The sequence below is a fragment of the Nocardiopsis dassonvillei subsp. dassonvillei DSM 43111 genome (assembly GCF_000092985.1).
GTDB classification, from domain to species: domain Bacteria; phylum Actinomycetota; class Actinomycetes; order Streptosporangiales; family Streptosporangiaceae; genus Nocardiopsis; species Nocardiopsis dassonvillei.
In genome coordinates this window covers 3,750,712-3,770,151 of the sequence record NC_014210.1, presented here as the reverse complement: position 1 = coordinate 3,770,151, position 19,440 = coordinate 3,750,712, and the positions used below count along the sequence as shown (strand labels likewise).

The 19,440-nt window shown below is 71.2% G+C and carries 18 protein-coding genes; 11 read left to right on the top strand and 7 right to left on the bottom strand.

The genetic code is table 11. The features are described from left to right. Positions 1-273 precede the first annotated feature (273 nt). The 4 genes from ctaC (at position 274) to NDAS_RS15535 (ending at position 5,061) form a co-directional block, all read left to right on the top strand. Positions 274-1,335 (top strand): aa3-type cytochrome oxidase subunit II, encoded by a 1,062-nt coding sequence (gene ctaC, locus NDAS_RS15550; RefSeq protein WP_436894845.1) that lies wholly within the window; start codon positions 274-276, stop codon positions 1,333-1,335. Beyond that, complete coding sequence (gene ctaD, locus NDAS_RS15545; protein ID WP_013154165.1) at positions 1,332-3,008, top strand: aa3-type cytochrome oxidase subunit I; 1,677 nt, start codon at positions 1,332-1,334, stop codon at positions 3,006-3,008. The genes ctaC and ctaD overlap by 4 nt, the downstream gene beginning before the upstream one ends. A 6-nt stretch (positions 3,009-3,014) precedes the next feature. After that, the gene (locus tag NDAS_RS15540) at positions 3,015-3,440 is read left to right on the top strand and encodes a cytochrome c oxidase subunit 4 (protein WP_013154164.1); all 426 of its coding nucleotides are present in this window, start codon (positions 3,015-3,017) and stop codon (positions 3,438-3,440) included. 325 nt (positions 3,441-3,765) lie between these two features. After that, complete coding sequence (locus tag NDAS_RS15535; RefSeq protein ID WP_013154163.1) at positions 3,766-5,061, top strand: L,D-transpeptidase; 1,296 nt, start codon at positions 3,766-3,768, stop codon at positions 5,059-5,061. On the opposite strand, the gene NDAS_RS15530 is transcribed toward NDAS_RS15535, so the two are convergent. The 5 genes from NDAS_RS15530 to NDAS_RS15510 form a co-directional block, all read right to left on the bottom strand. Further along, positions 5,058-6,212, bottom strand: a complete 1,155-nt coding sequence (locus NDAS_RS15530; protein ID WP_013154162.1) for a glycosyltransferase family 4 protein — start codon at positions 6,210-6,212, stop codon at positions 5,058-5,060. The genes NDAS_RS15535 and NDAS_RS15530 overlap by 4 nt on opposite strands. 132 nt (positions 6,213-6,344) lie before the next feature. Beyond that, complete coding sequence (locus NDAS_RS15525; RefSeq protein ID WP_013154161.1) at positions 6,345-7,394, bottom strand: C40 family peptidase; 1,050 nt, start codon at positions 7,392-7,394, stop codon at positions 6,345-6,347. 401 nt (positions 7,395-7,795) lie between these two features. Further along, complete coding sequence (locus tag NDAS_RS15520) at positions 7,796-8,800, bottom strand: C40 family peptidase (RefSeq protein WP_013154160.1); 1,005 nt, start codon at positions 8,798-8,800, stop codon at positions 7,796-7,798. 386 nt (positions 8,801-9,186) lie between these two features. Next, positions 9,187-10,602, bottom strand: a complete 1,416-nt coding sequence (locus tag NDAS_RS15515; RefSeq protein WP_013154159.1) for an NYN domain-containing protein — start codon at positions 10,600-10,602, stop codon at positions 9,187-9,189. After that, complete coding sequence (locus tag NDAS_RS15510; RefSeq protein ID WP_013154158.1) at positions 10,599-10,880, bottom strand: hypothetical protein; 282 nt, start codon at positions 10,878-10,880, stop codon at positions 10,599-10,601. The genes NDAS_RS15515 and NDAS_RS15510 overlap by 4 nt, the downstream gene beginning before the upstream one ends. A gap of 131 nt (positions 10,881-11,011) precedes the next feature. Here NDAS_RS15510 and NDAS_RS15505 point away from each other — a divergent pair, with 131 nt between their 5' ends. The 4 genes from NDAS_RS15505 (at position 11,012) to NDAS_RS15490 (ending at position 14,331) form a co-directional block, all read left to right on the top strand. Next, positions 11,012-12,799, top strand: coding sequence for a DEDD exonuclease domain-containing protein (locus tag NDAS_RS15505; protein ID WP_013154157.1), 1,788 nt, complete (start codon positions 11,012-11,014; stop codon positions 12,797-12,799). Further along, positions 12,777-13,541 carry a rhomboid family intramembrane serine protease gene (locus NDAS_RS15500; protein ID WP_013154156.1) on the top strand — a complete coding sequence of 255 codons (765 nt, stop codon included), beginning with the start codon at positions 12,777-12,779 and terminating at the stop codon, positions 13,539-13,541. The genes NDAS_RS15505 and NDAS_RS15500 overlap by 23 nt, the downstream gene beginning before the upstream one ends. Before the next feature lie 76 nt (positions 13,542-13,617). Then, positions 13,618-13,893 (top strand): Lrp/AsnC family transcriptional regulator, encoded by a 276-nt coding sequence (locus tag NDAS_RS15495; protein ID WP_013154155.1) that lies wholly within the window; start codon positions 13,618-13,620, stop codon positions 13,891-13,893. Between the two features lie 6 nt (positions 13,894-13,899). After that, entirely contained in the window at positions 13,900-14,331 is a 432-nt protein-coding gene (locus tag NDAS_RS15490; RefSeq protein WP_013154154.1) for a protein-tyrosine phosphatase family protein, read from the top strand. A gap of 94 nt (positions 14,332-14,425) precedes the next feature. On the opposite strand, the gene trpD is transcribed toward NDAS_RS15490, so the two are convergent. Together trpD and NDAS_RS15480 are read right to left on the bottom strand one after the other, a co-directional pair. Further along, a complete protein-coding gene (trpD, locus tag NDAS_RS15485) occupies positions 14,426-15,538 on the bottom strand; it encodes an anthranilate phosphoribosyltransferase (protein WP_013154153.1) in 1,113 nt (370 codons plus the stop codon). A gap of 210 nt (positions 15,539-15,748) precedes the next feature. Beyond that, positions 15,749-16,189 (bottom strand): response regulator, encoded by a 441-nt coding sequence (locus NDAS_RS15480; protein WP_013154152.1) that lies wholly within the window; start codon positions 16,187-16,189, stop codon positions 15,749-15,751. Between the two features lie 478 nt (positions 16,190-16,667). Between NDAS_RS15480 and ctaE the strand changes: the two genes are divergently transcribed. The 3 genes from ctaE to qcrA are packed head-to-tail and all read left to right on the top strand — an operon-like array spanning position 16,668 to position 19,439. Then, positions 16,668-17,294, top strand: a complete 627-nt coding sequence (gene ctaE, locus NDAS_RS15475; protein WP_013154151.1) for an aa3-type cytochrome oxidase subunit III — start codon at positions 16,668-16,670, stop codon at positions 17,292-17,294. A 17-nt stretch (positions 17,295-17,311) separates the two neighbouring features. Next, positions 17,312-18,247 (top strand): cytochrome bc1 complex diheme cytochrome c subunit, encoded by a 936-nt coding sequence (qcrC, locus tag NDAS_RS15470; RefSeq protein WP_013154150.1) that lies wholly within the window; start codon positions 17,312-17,314, stop codon positions 18,245-18,247. Further along, on the top strand, positions 18,240-19,439 hold the full coding sequence (gene qcrA / locus NDAS_RS15465) for a cytochrome bc1 complex Rieske iron-sulfur subunit (RefSeq protein ID WP_013154149.1): 1,200 nt from the start codon (positions 18,240-18,242) through the stop codon (positions 19,437-19,439). The genes qcrC and qcrA overlap by 8 nt, the downstream gene beginning before the upstream one ends. Position 19,440: the final 1 nt, after the last annotated feature.

Sequence of the window (19,440 nt, the reverse complement as noted above, 5' to 3'; positions counted from 1 at the left end):
TCACCTTGTTCTCTCCCCCGTGAAACGTCCACGCCGCCCCCGAGAGGCGGAAGGGGCGCGATCGGGGAGGAGGGCCCGGGGGAACGCCGGGCCGCGCTCCGTAGCCAGCCGGGAGGGTCATCCTCCGCGGGCGAACGGGCCCGGCTCCACGTACCGCCGCCAGCTCCGCTCAGGGAGGTCGGCAACACGCTGACCAGGCAAGCCCCTGAACTGGGCGCTGGGCGGTTCGCGATAATGTTTCCCCCTGAAAAGCTTTGGATACTTAGGCCGCCCGTGGAGGTTCCACGGGCTACACCGCTGGGAAGGCAATCCGTGAGTCCGACCCGCCAAGAGAATCGGCGCCGCAACCTGCGCCGATGGGCACCACGCGGCGCCGCGCTCGCCGTGCTGGGGCTGGCCGCGACCGGCTGCGCGTCGAACGATCTCACTCGTTTGGGCATGCCGGAGCCGATCACCAACCAGGCCGAGCGTGTTCTCTCGCTCTGGCAGGGCTCCTGGGTGGCGGCTTTCGCGGTCGGCATTCTCGTGTGGGGGCTGATCGTCTGGTCGGTCATCTTCCACCGCAAGCGCTCTGAGCAGTTGCCGCCGCAGGTGCGGTACAACATGCCCATCGAAGCGCTCTACACCGTGCTGCCGATCGTCATCATCTCGGTGCTGTTCTTCTTCACCGCCCGGGACCAGGCGATCCTGCTCGACACCGACGAGCCGGCGGACGTCAACATCGAGGTCGTGGCCTTCCAATGGGCCTGGCAGTTCAACTACCTCGACGACAAGAAGGAGAACGGCGGGGAGGTGCTCTTCTCCGAGACGGGTATCCCCAACCCGGACGGCACCGCCGACCCCTCCACCCAGACGACCCTGGTGCTGCCCGAGGGCGCGACCGTCCACTTCGACCTGCACTCGCCGGACGTCATCCACTCGTTCTGGATCCCCGAGTTCGGTTTCAAGATGGACGTCATCCCCGGTCGGGACAACGCCTTCCAGGCCGACATCAACGAGGGCACCGCGGGCGAGTACGTCGGCCGCTGCGCCGAGCTGTGCGGTGTGGACCACGCCCGCATGCTCTTCAACGTCCAGGTCCTGCCCCAGGACGAGTACGACGCCTGGGCCGCCGAGCAGCAGCAGGCCGCCGAGGAGGCCGAGCTGGAGGCCGCCGACACCGGCGACACGCCGGACTCCGGTGAGGGCTCCGGTGCCGAGGGTGCGGGCGCCGAGGGCGCCGGCACCGACGAGGAGGGCACCGGCAGCGGCGGTTCCGAGGCCGAGGGCTCCGGTACCGACGAGCAGGACACCGGTTCCGGCGCGTCCGACGCCGAGGAGAATGAGCAGTCATGAGCACCACCACGTCAAGCCCCACTCTCGCGGGCGGTCAGGCACCGTCGCGCAAGGGGTCGATGATCGTCAAATGGATGACGTCCACCGACCACAAGGTCATTGGGTACATGTACCTGATCACCTCCTTCGTGTTCTTCCTCTTCGGTGGTCTGCTCGCGGTGCTCATGCGCATCGAGCTGTTCTTCCCGGGCATGCAGGCCATGTCCAACGAGCAGTTCAACCAGCTGTTCACCATGCACGGCACGATCATGCTGCTGATGTTCGCGACCCCGCTGTTCGTCGGGTTCTCGAACGTGATCATGCCGTTGCAGATCGGTTCGCCCGACGTGGCGTTCCCGAGGATGAACCTGTTCAGCTACTACCTGTTCCTGTTCGGCAGCCTCATCGCCATCAGCGGGTTCCTGACCCCGGGCGGCGCGGCCAGCTTCGGCTGGTTCGCCTACACGCCGCTGTCGGACGCGGTGCGTTCGCCGGGTCTGGGCGGTGACCTGTGGATCCTGGGCCTGGTGGTCTCGGGTCTGGGCACCATCCTGGGCGCGGTCAACTTCATCACGACCGGCCTGTGCATGCGCGCGCCCGGCATGACGATGTTCCGCATGCCGATCTTCACCTGGAACACCCTGCTCACCAGCGTGCTGGTGCTCATCGCGTTCCCGGTCCTGACCGCGGCCCTGATCGCGCTGGGCGCGGACCGCATCGTCGGCACCCAGGTGTTCAACGCCGAGCACGGCGGGGCCATCCTGTGGCAGCACCTGTTCTGGTTCTTCGGCCACCCCGAGGTGTACATCATCGCGCTGCCGTTCTTCGGCATCGTGACCGAGATCATCCCGGTGTTCAGCCGCAAGCCGATCTTCGGCTACAAGAGCCTGGTCGCGGCGACCATCGCCATCACCGGCCTGTCGGTCACCGTGTGGGCCCACCACATGTTCCCGACCGGCGCGGTCCTGCTGCCGTTCTTCTCGTTCATGAGCTTCCTCATCGCGGTCCCGACCGGCGTGAAGTTCTTCAACTGGATCGGCACCATGTGGCGGGGCCAGATCACCTTCGAGACGCCGATGCTGTTCGTCATCGGCTTCCTGGTGACCTTCCTGTTCGGTGGTCTGACCGGTGTGCTGCTGGCCTCCCCGCCGATCGACTTCCACGTCACCGACTCCTACTTCGTGGTGGCCCACTTCCACTACGTGGTGTTCGGCACCGTGGTGTTCGCGATGTTCGCGGGCTTCTACTTCTGGTGGCCCAAGTTCACCGGCAAGATGCTCAACGAGAAGCTGGGCAAGTTCCACTTCTGGCTGCTGTTCCTGGGCTTCCACGGCACGTTCCTGGTGCAGCACTGGCTGGGCGCCGCCGGCTTCCCGCGCCGCTACGCCGACTACCTGCCCAGTGACGGCTTCACCGAGCTCAACCAGATCTCCTCGGTCTCCTCGTTCGTGCTGGCGGCCTCGACGCTGATCTTCTTCTGGAACATGTACATCACCTCCAAGAAGGCGCCGCTGGTCACCGTGGACGACCCGTGGGGTTACGGCTGCTCGCTGGAGTGGGCCACGTCCTGCCCGCCGCCGCGGCACAACTTCACGTCGCTGCCGCGGATCCGCTCCGAGCGTCCCGCGTTCGACCTGAACCACCCGCACGCCGCCGCCCCGGGCGCCGTCCCGGTGGGCGCCACGAAGGAGTAGGGCGCAATGAAGACGCAGGCCTATCTGTTCATGGGCGTCTCGACCTTCTTCGGTCTGGCCGCCGCCCTGTACGTGTACTGGTCCTGGCAGGACACCGGCACGATCGAGTGGACGGGCACCACCGCCCTGGTGGTCTCCATCGGCTTCGGTTGGATGATCGGCTTCTGGCTCTGGCAGGCGGCCCGTCGCAGCGAGCACTTCCACGGGCTTCCCGCGGAGGAGCGGCTGGACGGGGAGATCTCCGAGAACTCCGGCGAGTACGGCTTCTTCAGCCCGCACAGCGCGTGGCCGCTGTGGGTGGCGCTGGCCGTGGCGTTCACCGCGGTGGGCGTGGCGATCGGCTGGTGGATGGTGTTCATCGGCGCCTTCGCCATCATCCTCACCGCCATCGGTTGGATCTTCGAGTACTACCGCAACGAGTTCCAGCACTAGGGGGACGGCCGCCGCGCCGTGCGGCGGCCCCCGCCCGACGGCCGGACGCGTCCCCTGGACGCGTCCGGCCGTCTTCGTCGCCACGGCCCGGAACGCGAACCCCGTGTGACGTGGCCGTCGGCGCTGCCGCCCGGGGCCGTGCCATGACTTCGCGCACTCCGGCCCGGGGCCCGTGTCATGACTTCGCGTACTCCGACCCCGGTGTCCGTGTCATGACTTCACACCGGGGTAGGGTTTTCCTGCACTTGACCTGACAGGGCACCGCGGACACGGGTGCGCCCCGCGCGCCGAGGTCCCGTCGCAACGGACGCTGGAGGTCCTTGGCGTGAAGGGACGAGTCCGCACACCCCGCGGTCTGGCGGCCGCCGTCGCGGTCGCGCTCGCCGCGACGGCCTGTACCGGCCCCGCCCGGCAGGAGCCCGCGGCGGCTCCCAGCGAGGAGGCCCAGACCGGGCCGCGGATCAGCGTCACCCCCGAGGAGGGGGCCTCCTCCGTCGCCCCCGACACCCCGGTGCGGGTGTCGGTGGAGGAGGGCTCGCTCACCGACGTCCGCGTCGAGCAGGCCCCCTCCGCGGAGGAGGGCGGGGACGCCGGGGCGGCCGGGGACGCCGAGCGGTGGGAGTTCACCGGCACCCTCAGTGAGGACGGCACCCGGTGGGTGAGCGACTGGAACCTGGACCCGGGCTCGGCGGTCACCGTCCGCGCCACCGCCGAGGACGACGCCGGTGAGGCCTCCGAGACGGTCGTGGAGTTCTCCACGAAGGAGGCCGTGCCCGGTCAGCGCCTCGAACTGGCCTCGAACTTCCCCACCTCCGGCGACACCGTCGGCGTGGGCATGCCGGTCATCGTCAACTTCGACCTGCCGGTGACCAACAAGGCCCAGGTGGAGAACTCCATGGAGGTGACCTCCGAGCAGGAGGTGGAGGGCGCCTGGAACTGGGTCGGCGACAAGACCGCGGTGTTTCGCCCCCGCGAGTACTGGGAGCCCCACCAGCAGGTCAGCGTGGACATGCGCCTGTCGGGGGTGGAGGCCTCCGAGGGCGTCTACGGGATCGAGAACCACCGCCTGGAGTTCGAGGTCGGCCGCGAGATGGTCTCGACCATGCACGTGCCCGACCACGAGATGCTGGTGGAGATCGACGGCGAGCCCGCGCGCACCATCCCCGTGAGCAACGGCGAGGCCTCCAAGCGCTTCAACACCACCACCTCGGGGACGCACCTGACCATGGAGAAGTACGAGTCCCTGGTCATGGACGCGGCCACCCTGGGCATCCCCGAGGACTCGCCGGACTACTACAAGCTGGACGTGGACTGGGCGGTGCGCACCTCCAACAGCGGCGAGTTCACCCACGCCGCCCCCTGGAACGACCGGATCGGGTCGGCCAACACCTCCAACGGCTGCACGAACATGTCGGTGGAGGACGCCCGCTGGTTCTACGAGAACTCCCTGATGGGCGACGTCCTGGAGACCACCGGGACCGACCGGGAGCTGGAGTGGGACAACGGCTGGGGTTTTTGGCAGCGGTCCTGGGACGAGTGGCTGTCCCACAGCGCCACCGGTGAGCCGCAGGTGACCGACGGGTCGGGCACCCCCGGTTCCGTGCACGGCGAGGGGAACTAGGCGGGCAGGTCCGGGGAGCCCTCCAGGAGGGCGTCCAGGCGCCTGGCGGTGTGTTCCCAGGTCCACTCACGGCTCACCCACGCGCGGCCGCGTGCGCCCATCTGGGCGGCGCGCTCGGGGTCCTTCAGTAGGGCGATGAGGGCGCGCGCGGAGGGGCCGGGCAGGGATCCGTCCACGACCAGGCCGGTCTCGCCGTCCCGGACCGTGGCGGGTGCGCCCCCGGAGTCGCCCGCGACCACGGGCAGGCCGCAGGCCGAGGCCTCCAGGTAGACGATGCCCAGCCCCTCGGCCTCCAGGCCGCCCTTGCGGCTGCGGCAGGGCATGGCGAACACGTCGGCGGCGTCGTAGTAGGGCGGCAGGTCCCGATGGGGGACCGAGCCGGTGAAGACCACCGAGTCCATTCCGCGCGCGGCCGAGAGCAGGCTCCGGCGGTGGGGGCCGTCGCCGACGACGAGCAGGACCGCTTCGGGCACGTCGGCCAGGACGCGGGGCCAGGCGCGGATCAGGGTGTCCTGCCCCTTGCGCGGTACGAGCCGGGACACGCACAGCACCACGGGGCGGTCGCCCAGGCCCAGGCGCGCGCGGACCTCCTCGCCACCGGTGCCGGGCCGGAAGGCCCCGGTGTCCACGCCGGGCGTGAGCCGGCGCATGCGGGCGGCCGCGTCGGGGGACAGGGCCCGGGCCAGGTGGCGCCGGGTGTACTCGCCCAGGTAGGTGACGGTGTCGGTGGTGTCGCCGATGCGGCGCAGCGCCTCGCGGGATCCGGGCATGGTGGCCCACCAGGTCTCGTGGCCGTGGCTGATGGCCACCTGGCGCTTGACGGGGGTGCCCTCGCCCAGCCCGGCGGCGAGCAGTCCCAGCGGGGCGGCGGCGCCGTAGAGCACGGTGTCGCAGCCCTCCAGGTCGGCGATGGCGCGTGCCCGCCGCGCCACCCGGGGCGTGGGCAGCAGGACGCGTGCGGCGTCGCGCACGACGGGGAAGGGCTGGCGCAGGTCGAAGTGCGGGTCGGCGGCGGCGTCGGCCCGGGCGGGGGAGGAGCAGTAGACCACGACCGATCCGCGGGGGCGGCGCAGGGCCATCTCGTGGACGAAGGCCTCGATGCCACCGGCCTTGGGCGGGAAGTCGTTGGTGATGATCAGAGTTCGCGGCACAGGGGCGAGTCTAGGCGCGGCGGGGGCGGCGGGGGGTGTTCCACGCGGGTCCGGCCCCGGTGCGCGGCGGGCCCGGAGACGGTGGTGCCCCGCGACGCCGTGCGTCGCGGGGCACCGGGAGCCGTGCGCCGGTCAGGGGCGGACGGCGGTGACGAAGTTGGCGCGGTAGTAGTCGTTCAGGGTGACCGTGCCGATGGGGCGGGCCGAGGTGGAGGCGTGCACCATGACGTTGTCGCCCGCGTACAGGCCCACGTGCTCGGGGCCGCTGCCGCCGGGGTAGAAGAAGAGCAGGTCGCCGGGCTGCTTGTTCTCCCAGGAGACCCGCTGGCCCGCGTTGACCTGCTGGTAGGTGGTGCGGGGCAGGCTGACGCCGGCGGCGGCCCAGGCGGCCTGGGTCAGGCCGGAGCAGTCGTAGCCGCCGGGGCCGGTGCCGCCCCAGACGTAGGGCTTGCCGACCTGGGCGTAGGCGAAGTTCAGTGCCGTGGCGGCGCTGCCCGTGGCGGGGCCGGTGTAGCTGCCGCCTCCTCCGCCCCCACCGCCTCCTCCGCCTCCGCTGCTCCCGCCGCCGGTCTGGCCGACGTTCTGGGTGGCCGCCGCCTGCTCCTCGGCGGTCAGCTCCGAGAGGAGCCCCTCCTGCTCCTCGATGGCCTCCTCGGCGGCCTCGGTGGCCTCCTCGGCCTCCTTGAGGGCCTCGGCGGCCTCCTCCTCGGTCGCGCTGGCCTCGGCCTCCAGGACCTCCAGGTTCTCCAGCTCGGTGACGTACTGCGCGAGGTTGCCGTCGTTCTGGGTCGACAGGTAGTCCAGGTCGGCCTGGTGGGCCAGGGCGTCCTCGGGGCCGGTGGAGCTGAGCAGGTGGTGGAAGGAGGTGAAGTCGACGCCGGTGTAGGTGGAGCTGGCGAGCCGGCGGGCGCCCAGGCCGAGTTCGGCGACCTTCTCCTCGGCGGCCTCGATCTCCTCCAGGATGCCCTCCAGCTCCTCCTGGGCGGCCTCGTGCGTCTCCTTGGCCTCGTTGTAGGCCGCGTTGAGCTCGATGTACTCCTCTTCGAGGGCCTCGATCTCCTCGCGGACCTCCTCGGCCGTCGGATCGGCGTGGGCCACCGCGGTGGGCAGCAGCAGGGCGGCTGCGGTCAGGGAGGAGAGGGCCGCGGTGCGGCGCCTGCGGACGCGACGGGATGCCAACACGTGTAGACCTTTCTCCCCTTGTCCCAATGCCGTGGGGAAGGGTCGGGGGATGCGCCGGGCGGGGGCTGGGGGCCTTCCGGGCGGGGCCGGAGGGTGCGGGAGGCCGTGACCCGCGGGGTGGGGTCGGCCCGACCGGGGCGCGGCCGTCACCGCCAGGGGGCGGTGAATGAGGTGGCAACCGCGCTCGGCGATGAACACTAGTGCATCCGCCGGGTCGCTCTCAACCTTTTCGTGATGTTCCACCGGTTGGTGCTGCGTGTCCGAAAACCGGGCTGTTGTCCGTTAAACGGTGCAGGGCCGTCACCCGGCGGGTGACGGCCCTGCGTGCTCCGGGGATGGTTCCCGTGCTCCGGACGCCCGGACACGGACCACGGCGAAGCGGAGGTCCGAAGGAGGACTGCCTACGGGCGGACGGCGAACTGGAACTCGCTCGCCCAGTACGCGGCCAGGCCGACGACCTCGATGTTGCGGCCGCTGCTGGGCGCGTGCACCATCTGGCCGTTGCCGGCGTAGAGCCCGTCGTGGGTCAGGCCGCCGAAGAAGAACATGATGTCGCCGGGCTGGAGGGCGTTCATGTCGTAGATGCGCTGGCCCACCTCGGCCTGGGCGTAGGTGGTGCGGGGCAGGTCGACGCCGCCCGCGCGCCAGGCGGCCTGGACCAGGCCGGAGCAGTCGTAGCCGTTGGGGCCGGTGCCGCCCCAGACGTAGGGCAGCCCGACCTTGGAGTAGGCGAAGTCCAGGGCCGCGCCCGCGCTGCCCGAGGCGGAGCCGGTGTAGGACTGGCCGCCGCTGCTGTCGGCGCCCTCGGCGGCCGGGTCGGAGTCGGGGAACTGGGCCAGGAGCGTCTCCTGCTCCTCCAGCTTCTCCTCGACGCTGGTCTTGGCCTCCTCGGCCTCCTCCAGCGCGGTCTCGGCCTCCTCCAGGGCCTCCTCGGCCTCGTCCTTGAGGGCGAACAGCCGCTCGTGGGAGGCGCCGAACTCGTCGAGCTGGGCCTTCTGGGCCTCCGACAGGTAGTTCAGGTCGGCGTTCTGCTCCAGCAGGCTCTCGGGGCCCTCGGAGGAGAGGATGTTGGCCATGGAGTCCAGGTCGCCGGACTGGTAGGTGGCGCTGGCGAGCTCCTGCACCTTGCCGCGCAGCTCCTCGTAGCGCTCCTCCTCGTCGCCGACCTGCTCGTCGAGGTCCTCGTAGAGGGTCTCGGCGACGTCGTGGTCCTCCTTGGCCTGGTTGTACTCCTCGACCGCGGTGGAGACCTCCTCGCGCAGCTCCTCGATCTTGTCTTCGACCTCGTCCTGGGTCGGCTCCGCGTAGGCGGTGCCCGGGACGAGCATGGTGCCCGCGACGACCGCGCTGATTCCGGTCGTGGCGGCGAATCGGCGAGCCGTACGTCGTCCACCGGGGTTCTTCATGGCGGTCCACGCTCCTTGGGGTCGGGCAAGTCCGCATAGGGGTGCGGGGAGAACAGGGACGGGGCCCGCGCGGGGCGCGGGCGGGTGAGTGTGCGGGTCCCGACCGGCGGGCTCAGACGCGGCCTTGCTGTCCGGTGGAGCACTCACGTTCCGGGAAGAACCTAGCGGACCGCTCTGCACAGCTCAACCACGGGGCCCCGTACGTGCCGGTGTTCACAGTGCGCGCCGCGGTCCGCGGCGGGCGCGTCGTTCCTGGGAGTGAGCCGCGGGTCCAATGGGATAACGAATGGGTAACGGCTGGGGTGGGTGTGTCCCCGTGACGCCCGGGCCGGGCCGCGCCCGCCCCCGCGGCGGGCGTCCGGCCCCGCGGCGGGCGTCCGGCCCCGTCAGCCGTGCGCCTCCAGGCGGCGCAGGAAGATCGTCGAGGGCACCGCGCGCGCCCCGGCGCGGCGCACCGCCGTCACGATCTCGCGGTCGGAGGTGACCACCGCGATCGGTCGCCCCGGGGGTTCGGCGCGCACCAGCCGCACGATCAGCTCGTCCGCGGTCTCCCCGGGCGCGCTGAACAGCAGCCGCACCCGGCGCGCCGCCGCCATCACCGGCGGGGTGTCCACGTCCGCGCCGTCGAACACGCACGTGATCTCGGCCTTGGTCCGGCTGGCCAGCCCCTCCAGGGAGTTCATCAGCCGGGTGCGCTGGTCGGCCAGGGGGAGGGTCCCGTAGCCGGTCTTGGTGACGTTGTAGCCGTCCACCAGCAGGTGCACCCGGGGCGCGGTGAGCAGGTGCTCCAGAAGGCCGGGGTCGTCGTCGGGCAGCCCGCCCAGGGACACCCGCCGCTGCTGCTCGGTCTCGGCCACCAGGTCGGCGGGGCTGTCCAGGACGGTGGGCAGCGCCAGTTCGCGGCGCAGGCCGTGGGAGGCCTCCACCAGTACGTCCAGCAGCACGCGCAGCCGCGCCTCGTCGGCGTTGCGTCCGGCGCGCACCGCCCGCCGGGCGTTGTCCAGCTGGGCCTCGGCCGTGGCCAGCCTCGATCTCAGCCGCCGGTTCTGCGACTCCAGCGCGCCGACCCGCGCGGCGGACTCCGACTCGCGTCCGGCCGTCTCGGTCAGCGCACGCGAGGCCCGCTCGGTGGCCTCCTTGGCCCGCTGCCGCTCGGTGTGCACCTTGCGGCGCAGCTCGGCGATCTCGGTGCGCTGGGCCTTGATCTGGGACCGCAGCCGCTCCAGCTCCTCCTGGTGGTCGTGCCGGGTCTCGTCCAGTTGGCGGCGGGCGGCGTCCAGGGCCTCCGCGGCCTGGTCCGCCTCCTTGACGCTGGTCTGGCGCTCCAGCTCCCGGTGGACGTCCTCGACGATGCCGGGCCACCCCGGGGGCCGCAGCAGGTAGGCGCAGGCGGCCACGGCCACGGGGTCGGCCGCGGGGGGCACCACGCCCGAGCGCAGGCCCTCGGCCAGCTCGGGCCACACCTGGTCGACGCGGGCCGCGACCATGCCGCGGAAGGTTTCGTCGTTCTCCAGCTGGGCGGCGATCTGCGGTCCGGCGAGCCGGGCCCTGCGGCGCGGCTCGAACCTGGCGACCCTGCGCAGCAGCGGGGGCAGGTCGCTCGCGCGCATGCCGCCGAGCACGTCCGAGCCGTACTCGACGACCCGGGCGCGCACCTGCTCGGGCAGCGGCCGGGCCAGCCGTTCGCCGCCGTCACCGCCGTCATCGCCGGCGCCGTGGCCGCCGTCCTCCGCCGGGTGGACGCCGCCGTCGAGCGGATCGCCGCCGTCGGAGTCGCCGCCCGCACCGGGGCGGGCGCTCATGCCCGACCCGTCGGGCTCTCCGCCGAGGAACCGGGGACCGACCGGTCGGCGTCGGGGCGGGCGATGATCTCGACGCTGTCGGTGGCGCCGCACCAGCGGCACCGCACCCGCTCGATGGTCTCGGAGAGCACGGTGCGCTCCTCGACCCCGCCCTCACCGGCCAGGTCCAGGTGGACGTAGTCCTGGGAGCGCACGGTCCGGGTCACGTCGAACCGCGTGAGATTGCCGCATCCGGTGCACCGCCACCGCTCACTGTCACCCGGCATCGCGATCCCCACGGTTCCTCCCTCGTCTGGTGCTCTGGAGGGGCGGCGGCCCCGCCGCCGCCCCGATGACCCACATCTTTGCATGTCGGGCAGGTCAGACCGTATTCCGCCAGGTTGTCCGCACGGCCGACTACCCTGGCCGGGTGGTACGACAAGCGGCGCCCGCCGGCGTCCAGACCAGCATCAGCGACCTCGGTACGCCGTTGGCCGCGGCGTCCTTCGTGGTGCTGGACCTGGAGACCACCGGCACCAGCGCGAGCGGCTCCCGGATCACGGAGGTCGGCGCGGTCAGGGTGCGCGGCGGCGAGGTCGTCGGCGAGTTCGCCACCCTGGTCAATCCCGGTACCCCCATACCGGCCAACATCACCCTCCTGACGGGGATCACCCAGTCGATGGTGGCCTCGGCCCCGCCGATGGAGGAGGTCCTGCCCCGGCTGCTGGCCTTCCTGGACGCCGAGCCCGACACCGTGCTGGTGGCCCACAACGCGCCCTTCGACACCGGCTTCCTCAAGGCCGCGTGCGAGCGCCACGGCACGGACTGGCCCGGCTACCCGGTCGTGGACACGCTGCGCCTGGCCCGCGCCGTGCTCGCGCGCGGCGAGACGCGCAACCACCGGCTGGCCACACTGGCGGCCTACTTCGGGGTCCCGGTCGCGCCCAACCACCGCGCCCTGGAGGACGCCCGCGCCACCGTGGGCGTCCTGCACGGGCTCGTGGAGCGCCTGCGCCCCATGGGCGTGTCCAGCGTGGAGGAGCTGCGCGCGGTCACCAAGCCGCCCACCAAGGCCCAGCGCAGCAGGCGCCACCTGGCCGAGGACCTGCCGGAGGAGCCGGGCGTGTACGTGTTCACCGACGCCCGCGGGGAGAGCCTCTACGTCGGCAAGAGCAAGAACCTGCGCCGCCGGGTGCGCACCTACTTCACCGCGGCCGAGAGCCGCCAGCGCATCCGTGAGATGGCGGGCCTGGTGGCGGGCGTGACCCCCATCGTGTGCTCCAGCGAGCTGGAGGCCTCCGTCCGCGAGCTGCGCATCATCGCCGAACGCAAACCGCCCTACAACCGGCGTTCGCGCAACCCCGAGCGCGCCTCGTGGGTCCGGCTCACCGCCGACGCCTTCCCGCGCCTGTCGGTGGTGCGCGCGGTCAGCGGCGACGGGGCGGCCCACATCGGGCCCTACGCCTCGCCTCGCGAGGCCGAGCGGGCCAGGGAGGCCCTGCTCCACGTCTTCCCGCTGCGCCAGTGCGCGCACACCTTCCGGCCCCCGAAGGCGGTCGCGGGGGGAAGCGGAGGCGGGACCCGCGTCGCCCCGCAGGTGGTCACCTCGGGCGCGCGGTGGACGGGCCCGTGCGTGGTGGCACAGCTGGGCCGCTGCGGCGCGCCCTGCGACGGCAGCGAGAGCGAGGCCGAGTACGCCGTGCACGCCGAGGCCGCGCGCGTCGCGATGACCGGGGACCCCGCCGCCGTGGTGGACGCGTACACCGCGCGCATAGGCGAACTCGCCGCGGACCTGCGCTACGAGGAGGCCGCGCACCTGCGCGACCGGCTCACCGCGTTCCTGCGCGGCGCCAGGCGGGCCCAGCGCCTGTCGGCCATCGCCGCGGTCGCGCACCTGGTCGCCTCCCGCCGCACCGCCGCGGGCTGGGAGACCTGCGTGGTCCGCCACGGCCGCCTGGCCGCCAGCGCCGTGCTGCGCCCGGGCACCGACCCGGCCGCGTTCCTGGCCTCCCTCGTGGCCACCGCCGAGTACGTGCCCGCCGGGTACGGGCCCAGCCCCGGCGCGCTCCCGGGGGAGACCGAGCTGGTCCTGGACTGGCTCGCCGACCCCGCCACGCGGCTGGTCGAGATCGACGGGGAGTGGACATGCCCGTTGCGCAGCGCCGAGGCGCACACCGGGATGACACACTGGGCCCATGGCCGCGCTTCCGCTCAATGACGACTACCCCGTCCGCCGCGTCCCCGTCGTCTCGTACACGCTGGTCGCGGTCAACGTCCTCGTCTATTTGGTGTCGCCGCAGGCGCTGACCGCGGTGTGGTACCCGGCGGACATGTTCGAGCGCTTCTGCGCGATCCAGGACTACTTCATGTACTGGGGGGCGGTGCCCGCCGAGATCACGGGCCGGACCGACCTGGTCCCGCACGCGGTCCCCGAGTGCGGGCAGCTCGACGGCAAGCCGGTGTGGTTCTCGGTGTTCAGCTCGATGTTCCTGCACAGCGGGCCCGGGCACCTGATCGGCAACCTGGTGTACCTGTTCGTGTTCGGGCCCGTGGTGGAGGACCGGATCGGCAAGCTGCGCTTCACGGGGCTGTACCTGGCCACCGGGGTCGCCGCAGCCTACGGCTTCGCGCTGACCGACGTCGACGCGGCCATGCCGATGGTGGGCGCGTCCGGGGCCATCTCGGGCGTGCTGGGCGCCTACCTGGTCGTGCAGTTCCGCAGCCGGGTGACCACGCTGGTGTTCGGGGTGATCCCGATGCGCCTGCCCGGGTGGGCCGTGGTGGGCAGCTACTTCGCTCTTCAGTATCTTCTCTACGTCACCACACCGAGCGCCCCCGGCGCCGGAGGCGGCGTCGCCTACGCGGCGCACGTGTACGGGTTCGTCGCGGGGGTGGTCGTGGGACTGGTGGTCTACCGGCTGCGGTGGCGCTCCGGGACGCGGCTGTCCGACGTCTACTAGGCACACGCCCTGGTGCGCCCCGGCGCGGCCGACGCGCCCGTCCCGACATTTTCCGAGGAACCGCCCTGGAGGCACAGTGATCACCGCGATCGTCATGATCAAGGCCGACGTCCACCGCATCCCCGAGGTCGCCGGGGCGATCGCGGAGATCGACGGGGTGAGCGAGGTCTACTCGGTCACCGGCGGCGTCGACCTCATCGCCATGGTGCGGGTGCGCAAGCACGAGGACCTGGCCGAGGTGATCCCCGGCCGGGTGAACAAGGTGCCCGGCGTGCTCTCCTCCGACACCCACATCTCCTTCCAGGCGTACTCCAGGCACGACCTGGAGTCGGCCTTCGCCCTGGGCTGGTAGCCGGTCGTGGCCGGTACCTGGAGTGCGCGGGAGGCGGGGGTCCTCGCCCTGCCCTCGGGCAGGCTGGTGCGCGGCCGGGGCCTGAGGCGCCCGCTGCCGCCCGGACCCCCGCCCGACCTCGGGCTGTACCTGCTGGGCCGCGAACCGGCGCCCGTGCCCTGGGAGGGGCGCTGGCTGCGGTGGCGGGACTTCGGTCTGCCCTCCGACCCCGCGGCCGTGGGCGCGGCGCTGCGCGAGGCGTGGGAGCGCGCCGGGGCCGAACGCGTCGAGGTCGCCTGCGGCGGCGGCCAGGGGCGCACCGGCACGGCGCTGGCGTGCCTGGCGGTGCTGGACGGGGTCCCCGCGCGCGAGGCGGTCGCCTACGTCCGCGCGCACTACCTGCCGCGCGCGGTGGAGACCCCCTGGCAGCGCCGCTTCGTGGCCCGCTTCGAGGCCTGAGACCCGCCGCGGGCGGACCGTCGGCCCCGGCGGGCGGGCCGAACGCCGGGGGCGCGGCACCGGGTATCCCCGCCGCCGCGCCCCCGGCGCGTGTTCACAGGGCCTTGGCGTACTGCTGGCTGATCTCCACCCAGCGCTCCAGCGCGCGCTCGGCGGCGCCGCCGTCCACCGCCGCGGCGGCCCGCTCGTACCCGTCGCGCACCGACTCCAGCAGGGGGCCCCGGATGCCGTCCACGGCGGCCAGCGCGGCGCCCGCGTTGAGCAGCACGGCGTCGCGCACCGGGCCGGTGCGGCCCGCCAGGAGGTCGCGCACGGCCTGGGCGTTGAACCCGACGTCGCCGCCGCGCAGGTCCTCCGGACGCGAGCGGGCGATGCCCAGGTCGGCGGGGTCGAGCGTCTCGCGCCGGGCCTGGCCGTCGTCCACCACCCACACCGTGGAGGTGGTCGTGGTGGTCAGCTCGTCCAGCCCGTCGTCGCCCCGGAACACCAGGGCCGAGGAGCCGCGGCGGGCGAACACCCCGGCGATCACCTCGCACATGCGCTCGTCGAACACCCCGATGGCCGAGGTGGTGGGCTGGGCCGGGTTGGTCAGCGGGCCCAGGAAGTTGAACACCGTGGGCACCGCCAGCTCGCGGCGGGGCTTGGCGGTGAAGCGGAACGAGGGGTGGAAGACCGGGGCGAAGCAGAAGGCGATGCCCGCCTCCTCGGCCACCCGCACGGTCAGCTCCGGCGGCAGGTCCAGGACCACGCCCAGGCGCTCCAGCACGTCGGCGGTGCCGCAGGAGGAGGACGCCGCCCGGTTGCCGTGCTTGACCACGCGGGCGCCCGCGGCCGAGGCCACGATCGCCGCCATCGTGGACACGTTCACGGTGTGCGCGCGGTCGCCGCCGGTGCCGACGATGTCCAGGGTCGGTCCGGGGACGTGGATGCGCACGGCGTTGTCGAGCATGCCCCGGGCCAGGCCGGTCACCTCCGACACGCTCTCGCCCTTGGCGCGCAGCGCGATGGCGAACCCGGCGATCTGGGCGTCGGTCGCGGCCTCGGACATGATCTCGTTCATCGCCCACGCGGTGTCGTCGGCGCTCAGGGTCCGTCCGCCCAGCAGGGCGGTGATGAGGTTGGACCAGGTCCGCTCGGTCACGGCGGACCGTTCGTCGGGGTTCGCGGCTCCGGAGCCGGCGGCGGAGTGGGCGGCGGGGACGTTCATCTGGGTTGCTCCACGGTGAAGGAACGGGCACGGAAGGGCCGGGGCGCGGCGCGCGGGCGGGCCGCCCTCAGGCGCCGGGGGGAAGGGGCGTGGCGTGAGCGCGCCATCGCCCGATGTCGGCGCCGTGGTGCAGGGCCGCGCCCACCGCGCGGCGGCGGCGCGGCTCCGCGTCGCCGCGGTGGCCCGTTCCGAGACCGTCTCGCACGCGTGTCACCCGTTCAGGGCCGCCGCGACCCGCTGGCGCATGAGCTCGGCCAGGGCCTCGGCGAGCGCGACGGGGTCGATCGGGTGGCTGACGACCTGCTCGGCCTGGGACCAGGTGGCCAGCCAGCCGTCGTCGCGCCGTCCCACCAGCAGCAGGACCGGCGGGCAGCGGTAGATCTCGTCCTTGACCTGGCGGCACAGGCCCATCCCGCCGACGGGGGAGGCCTCGCCGTCGAAGATCGCCACGTCCACGCGCGCGGAGGGGTCGGTGTCCTCCAGCCTGCGCAGGACCATGGGCGCGGTCGCGCACTCGACGAACTCCACGAGGGGAACGTCGGCCGAGGGGCGCCGGCCGACCGCCAGTCGCACCTGCTCGCGGGTGTCGGCGTCGTCGCTGTAGACCAGCACGCGCATCCTGGCACCCGTGTCCGTACCGCTGACCACCATCGCGCAACCGTCCCATCGCTTCTGTCCGCGGCCGTCGCCGTGGGGGTGCGGCCGGGGCGTTCGTTGGCTGTATGCCCTCTGACTGTATTGCCTCACGGCTCCGCTGCACAGGAGAGGGGCCGGGGGCGTGCCGGGTACTGAGACCTGGGCCACCACATTCAGAGCACGGGCTAACCCGACCCCCAAGCCCTGTTATCAAAAGGTGATTTTCTTGATGTCTGGCCGTAACCTGTCGTGGGTCGGGATGTCACCTGGGAGGCGCTGGATCGCCGCAGCCGCAGGGGATCCCGAATTTCGGTCACTCTGGGTATGTTACTGGTGTGACTGGAGGGGCAAAGCCGATACAGTAACGCCCGAGTCACGATCGACCGGTGCCAGCAGGCCGCGCGGGGTGCCAGAGCGCCCCGTACCGGGTCTGACCCGCCCTGTTACGGAGAGTCGGGTACGGCCCTCTCCGAGATGCCGTAATAATGCTGGCGTGGCGACAGCAACCGCGAACCCAAAATCAGCACCGACACCAGCACATGGTGCGGCAAAGCGTCCTGACCTGGTGAGCGTTGGCACCATCGTTTGGTTGGCCAACGAGCTCATGTTCTTCGCTGCGCTGTTCGCGATGTACTTCACGATCCGATCGGTGACCAACGGAAACCCCGACCTGGGGCAGTGGCCCGACACCCACCTGAACGTGCCGTGGGCGTCGGCGATCACCGTGGTCCTGGTGGCTTCGAGCTTCACCGCGCAGGCCGGCGTCTGGGCCGCCGAGCGCGGTGATGTCAAGAAGCTGCGTATGTGGTTCTTCATCACGTTCTTCATGGGCCTGTTCTTCGTCCTTGGGCAGGCCTACGAGTACTACGAGCTCATCTTCCACGGGGGCCTGACTCTTCAGTCGAGCGCTTACGGGTCGATGTTCTACCTGACCACGGGCTTCCACGGACTCCACGTCATCGGTGGGCTGATCGCGTTCCTCATCATGTTGGGACGTACGTACGCCGCGAAGCGCTTCACCCACCAGCAGGCGACCAGCGCGATCGTCGTGTCCTACTACTGGCACTTCGTCGATGTGGTCTGGATCGCTTTGTTCTTCACCATCTACTTCATCCAGTAACCCGAAACGGGGAAACCGTGAAATGGATTACCGCGCGGCGGCGGCATCCCCTGGCGGGGTATGTCGTCGTCATCCTCGCGCTAGCCCTGTTCGGGGTGGGGTACGCCGCTTTGGCGCCCACCGCGGACCAGGCCCAGGCGCAGACTCTGGCCGCTGATGGTCCTCCCTCGGCGGACGAGGTCGATGTGGCCAACGGCGAGGACATCTTCAACCAGACGTGCGCGACCTGTCACAACTACGACGGCAGTGGTAGTTACGGCGAGGACGGGGAGTACACCCGGGGTCCGGACATCCGTGATTCGGGTGCCGCGGCCGTTGACTTCCAGGTCAGCACGGGGCGTATGCCGTCGATGAATCCCGACGCGCAGATGCCGCGCAAGCCGATGGCGATGTCGGAGGAGGATCTGCAGGATCTGATCGCGTACTACAACGCGCAGATCAGGACCGGTGGTCCCGATATTCCCTATGACGTTCCGGGTGAGGCGCCCGAGCGTGGGGAGTTCGAGGACGAGGCTTCCTATGAGGCGGCGCTTGAGGAGTTCGAGGCCGAGTACGAGTCGTATGTTCAGGGCGCCGACGACACCGACATGGGTATGCGTCTGTATCTGACCAACTGTGCGCACTGCCATGGTTGGTCTGGTGGTGGCGGTGCGTTGACTGATGGTCGTTGGGCTCCGGAGATTCATGACGCGTCCGCGCGTCAGATCTATGAGGCGATGGTCAGTGGTCCGGGTGCGATGCCGATGTTCAGTGACACGGTGATCGAGCCGGAGGAGAAGCAGGAGTTGATCTCCTATATCAAGACTCTCCAGGCCGAACCCAACGCCGGAGGCGTCTTCCACCTCAATCGCATCGGGCAGGTGGCCGAAGGCCTCATCAGCTGGGTCGTCGGACTCGCTTTGATCATTGCCTGCGCGATCTGGATCACCGCGAAGCAGCGAGCTCATGACTGAGAACAACAGCAACGACAGCAGCGGGGGAGAGGCCACGCCCGAACGCGTGGTCGGCACCCCGAAGACGAACGGGACGCACTCCGAGCGCGTGAGCGCGACCCCCACGACCGGCGGGACCGAGCCCGAACGCGTGGTCGGCACCCCCAAGACCGCGAACCCGCTGGTCTCCGGTGCCACCGAGGCCCCGGCGGACGGGCACACGGGTCCGTACAAGGCCTCCGAGACGCACGCGCGGCCGGAGGAGATGCAGCGCCGGGGTGAGAAGCTCGCCTCGGTGTGGTTCGTGATCGCCTTCTTGGGCGGGATCGGCTTCCTGGTCGCCTACTTCCTCTTCAGCTCCAGTGCGATCGCGGACCCGCAGATCGCCCAGTACTCGAACATGCTGCTGGGCGGCACGCTGACGCTGGCGATGTTCGGCATCGGTGCGGGTATGACGGTGTGGGCGCGTCAGGTGATGCCGCACTACGAGGTGGCCTCTCCCTACGACGAGCTGCCCTCGGACGAGAAGGAGAAGGGTTCCTTCAGCGCCTTCTTCATGCAGGGCGCCGACGAGAGCGGTTTCACCAAGCGTCCGCTGATGCGCCGCACGCTCATCCTGGCGATGCTGCCGTTGGGGCTGGCGCCGATCGTGCTGCTGCGCGACACCGGCCCGGTTCCGGGCGACCTGATGAAGAAGACGATGTGGGAACACGGTCGCCGCATCGTCGTGGAGGGGAGCGGCCGTCCCCTCCGCCCCGAGGACTTCGAGAACGACCCCAACGCGATGGTCTCGGCCCTGCCCGCCGCCGATGACGACCACCACCACCTCTCACTGACCGACCAGGCCAAGACCGTCATCATCCTGATCAAGATCCCCGAGGAGGACTGGCAGGAGCGGATGACCGAGGAGATCGAGGGAACCGACGGCCAGACGCGTCTGAACTGGACGCACAACGGCATCGTCGCCTACTCCAAGATCTGCACCCACGTGGGCTGCCCCGCGGCCCTGTACGAACGCACGACACACCGCATCCTGTGCCCGTGCCACCAGTCGACGTTCGACGCCTCCAACGCCGCCGAGGTCGTGTTCGGTCCGGCGCACCGGCCGCTGCCGCAGCTGCCGATCGGCGTCGACGACGAGGGCTACCTCATCGCGACCGGCGACTTCGACGAACCCACGGGCCCCACGTTCTGGGAATACGCGAAGGACTAGC